This window comes from Clostridium sp. N3C, from assembly GCF_900095445.1.
Taxonomy (GTDB): Bacteria; Bacillota; Clostridia; order Clostridiales; family Clostridiaceae; genus Clostridium_AU.
On record NZ_FMJL01000070.1, the window covers coordinates 1 to 4,536 of the forward strand.

The window sequence follows — 4,536 nt, forward strand, 5'->3', positions numbered from 1 at the left end:
TTCTGGAGGTCTTCACGGTGTAGGTGCCTCTGTTGTAAATGCTTTATCAGAGAAATGTACTGTAACCGTTATGAGAGAGGGAGGAATCTGGACACAGAGCTATAGTAGGGGAAAGGTAGTTAGTGAATTTAAAAGAATTGGTGACACTGATGATCACGGAACTACCGTTTACTTTAAACCAGATCCAGAAATATTTGATGAAGTTGAATATGATTACGATACATTAGTTCAAAGACTTAGAGAATTAGCTTTTTTAAATAAAGGTATAAGGATTGATATAATAGACGAAAGAAACGATAAGAAAGAAGAATTCTGCTATGAAGGTGGAATAAAGTCTTTTGTAGAGTACCTTAACAGAAATAAGGAAAAGTTACATGATGAGCCTATATATATCGAGGGTAAAAAGGATGATTATATTGTCGAAGTAGCTCTTCAATACAATGATACCTATACAGAAAACATATTTTCCTTTGCTAACAATATTGATACCGTAGAAGGTGGAACACATCTAATTGGCTTTAAAACAGCATTAACTAGAGCCTTTAACGATTATGGAAAAAAATTTGGCCATTTAAAGGAAAATGATAAAAATCTTTCAGGGGAAGACATAAGAGAAGGTTTAACTGCAGTGGTTTCCGTTAAACTTTCAGATCCTCAATTTGAAGGTCAGACCAAGACTAAACTTGGAAATGCAGAAGTAAGAGGTATTGTTGACAGCATAGTAGGAGAAAAGATAGCGGAGTATTTGGAAGAAAATCCTTCGGTAGGAAAAACTATAATAGATAAGGCTCTTTTAGCAGCAAGAGCTAGAGAGGCTGCAAGAAAAGCTAGAGAGCTTACAAGAAAATCAGTATTAGAGAGAACATCTCTGCCTGGTAAGTTGGCGGATTGTTCCTCTAAGAATCCTGATGAATGCGAAATATATATAGTTGAAGGAGACTCTGCAGGAGGTTCTGCTAAGCAGGGGAGAGATAGAAGATTTCAGGCCATACTGCCTTTAAGAGGAAAAATAATGAACGTTGAAAAGCAGAGATTGGATAAGATTTTAAACTATCAAGAAATAAGATCCATGATTACTGCTTTTGGTGGTGGTATTGGCGAAGACTTTGATGTTGAAAAGATAAGATACAATAGAATCATTATAATGACAGATGCGGACGTTGATGGTGCACATATAAGAACTCTTCTACTTACCTTCTTCTATAGATACATGAGAGAGCTTATTGAGCATGGTCATGTCTATATTGCACAACCACCATTGTATAAAATAACTAAAAACAAAAAGGATTATTATGCTTACAGTGATGAGGAAAAAGACAGGATTCTTATTGAAATAGGTGGCCAAGATAGTAATACTAACATCCAAAGATATAAGGGTCTAGGTGAAATGAATGCAGAGCAGCTTTGGGAAACTACAATGGACCCTGCAAAAAGAACTCTACTTCGAGTAAACATAGATGATGCTATGGCGGCAGATGAAATCTTTACCATACTTATGGGGGATAAGGTAGAGCCTAGAAGAGAGTTTATTACAGAAAATGCTAGGAAGGTTCAGAATCTGGATATTTAGAAGAGTTTAAGGAAAAGTCTACGATTTCTACACTTATATTTTGCTATGTAAAAATAAGTGTAAGGAATTGGAGCTTTATAAAGAGGAGTGTATTGCATGAATAATAACGAAGGTAAAGTGTTACCCGTTGATATAAGAAACGAGATGAAAAAGTGCTATATAGACTATGCTATGAGCGTTATAGTAGGTCGTGCTCTTCCGGATGTAAGAGATGGTTTAAAGCCAGTACATAGAAGAATTCTTTACTCTATGTATGAGTTAGGTTTAACTCCTGATAAACCCTATAGAAAGTGCGCAAGAATAGTTGGAGATGTGCTTGGTAAATATCATCCACACGGAGATAGCGCTGTTTATGATGCTTTAGTAAGACTAGCTCAGGATTTTTCAATAAGAAATACATTGGTAGATGGTCACGGTAACTTTGGTTCTGTGGATGGCGACTCAGCAGCGGCCATGAGATACACAGAAGCTAGAATGAGTAAGATAGCATTAGAAATGTTAAGAGACATTAATAAAAATACCGTTGATTTCATGCCAAACTTTGATGGTGAAGAAAAAGAACCTTTAGTATTGCCTTCTAGGTTCCCTAATCTTTTAGTTAATGGTTCTTCCGGTATAGCAGTAGGCATGGCCACTAATATACCTCCACACAATTTGGGAGAGGTTATTGATGGAGTGGTTAAGATTATTGAAAATCCAGATATAACCATCACGGAATTGATGTCAGTAATAAAGGGACCAGACTTTCCTACAGCGGGGATAATCATAGGTACCTCCGGAATAAGGGAAGCTTATGAAACTGGTAAGGGCAAAGTAACAGTAAGAGCTAAGGCAGAGATAGAAGAAGAAAATGGCAGACATAGAATTATCGTTACAGAAATACCTTATCAAGTGAATAAGGCTAAGCTTATAGAGCATATTGCAGAACTAGTTAAGGATAAGAGAATAGTTGGAATATCAGATTTAAGAGATGAATCAGACCGCGAGGGTATGAGAATTGTTATAGAAATTAAAAAGGATGCTAATGCTAATGTAATCCTAAATCAGCTTTATAAGCATACAAAGATGCAGGATACCTTTAGTATTATAATGATTGCCCTTGTGGATAATGAGCCACGTACCCTAAATTTAAAAGAAATGCTAGTGCATTATTTAAATCATCAGAAGGAAGTAATAACAAGAAGAACTCAGTTTGATTTGGATAAGGCCCTTGCAAGAGCTCATATACTGGAGGGCTTGAGAATTGCTTTAGATCATATTGATGAGGTTATTAGATTAATTAGAGCTTCTAAGACTACAGAAGAAGCAAGAAATGGTTTAATGTCACAATTTGGCCTAACAGAAAAGCAGGCACAAGCTATCTTGGATATGAGACTGCAGAGGTTAACAGGCTTAGAAAGAGAAAAGATTGAAGCAGAATATCAAGATTTAATGAAGAATATAGCTTACTTTAGGGAAGTTTTAGCAAATGAAGAGCTATTATTAAAAATAATTAAAGATGAGCTTTTAGAAATAAGAGCTAAATATGCTGATGAAAGAAGAACGATGATAGAAAAAAATCCTTTAGAAGTAGGTATAGAGGATTTAATTGAAGAAAAGGAAGTAGTTATTACACTTACTCATACCGGATATATAAAGAGAATACCAGCAGATACTTATAGCGCTCAAAGAAGAGGCGGTAAGGGTATACAGGCTATGACTACTAAGGAAGATGACTTCGTTGAGCATCTATTCGTTGCATCAACCCATAGCGATCTTCTATTCTTTACTAATAGGGGTAGGGCCTTTAGAATTAGGGCCTATGAGGTTCCAGATGCAGGAAGAACAGCTAAGGGAACAAATTTGGTTAACCTGTTGCCTTTAGATAGCAATGAAAATATTGAAGCTGTGTTATCTATAAAAGAGGATTATGATGACGGCTATTTAGTTATGGCTACTAAGCAGGGCTTAATTAAGAAAACAGAGCTTAAGGAATTTAAAAACATCAGAAGGAATGGACTTATAGCTATAAATCTAAAAGATGGAGATGAGTTGTTAAAAGTAAAGGTAACTCATGGTGATGCAGAAATTATCATAGTAACTCAAGAAGGATATGCTATAAGATTCAGTGAACAAGATGTAAGACCTATGGGAAGAACAGCATCTGGAGTAAAGGCTCTAACCTTGAGAGATGGTGATATTGCTGTATCTATGGATATAGTTGTACCAGAACAGGAACTTTTAGTAGTATCTGAAAATGGTTATGGAAAGAGAACTCCAATGACTGAGTACGGGCTTCAATCTAGAGGTGGAAAGGGATTGAAGACTTATAAGATAACAGAAAAGACAGGTAAATTAGTAGGAGCAAGAGTTGTAAAAGAAGGCGATGAACTCATGCTAATAAACAATAATGGAGTTGCTATAAGAATTAACGTATCGGATGTTTCTGTAACAAGCAGATCTACCATGGGTGTAAGATTAATGAGAACAGTAGAGGGAGAGCTGATTGTAGCTCTTGCTAAAATTCCATATAGCGAAGATATAGAAGAAGAAAAAGATAATCAATCATCTGTTAAAGATATTTCAATTAGTGAAGCTTCATATGATGAGGATGATGAAATTAACATTAATTATGATAGTGAATCAGAGGAAGAATAAAGCTTTAGAACAGAAGCGCATATCTTGTGCTTCTGTTTTTATATATGTAAATGGATTAAAATACCACAATAAATTTTGTTGACACTAATATTATATCGTGTTATTATAAATGAGTCGCTTCTTTAAAGTATTCAAAACTTTTAAGAAATGATAAAAAAGTATTGACACGATTTTAAAAACGTGTTAATATATAAAAGCTGTCAGATGACAGCAAAGATTTTTAAATCTTGGTCTTTGAAAATTGAACAGAGATTAAATGACAATTCTTTACAGAATAAATCATGGTCAGCGATTTCTTTGACAGGTAAAAACCTGAAAGATAAAAAGCG

At 35.1% G+C, this 4,536-nt stretch carries 2 protein-coding genes; both read left to right on the forward strand.

Annotated features, from left to right (window positions below; translation table 11 throughout):
* A partial coding sequence (locus N3C_RS13840) for a DNA topoisomerase subunit B (RefSeq protein ID WP_074366600.1) occupies positions 1-1,570 on the forward strand: 1,570 nt, incomplete at its 5' end.
* A gap of 96 nt (positions 1,571-1,666) precedes the next feature.
* Positions 1,667-4,207, forward strand: a complete 2,541-nt coding sequence (gene gyrA / locus N3C_RS13845; protein ID WP_074366601.1) for a DNA gyrase subunit A — start codon at positions 1,667-1,669, stop codon at positions 4,205-4,207.
* Positions 4,208-4,536 lie beyond the last annotated feature (329 nt).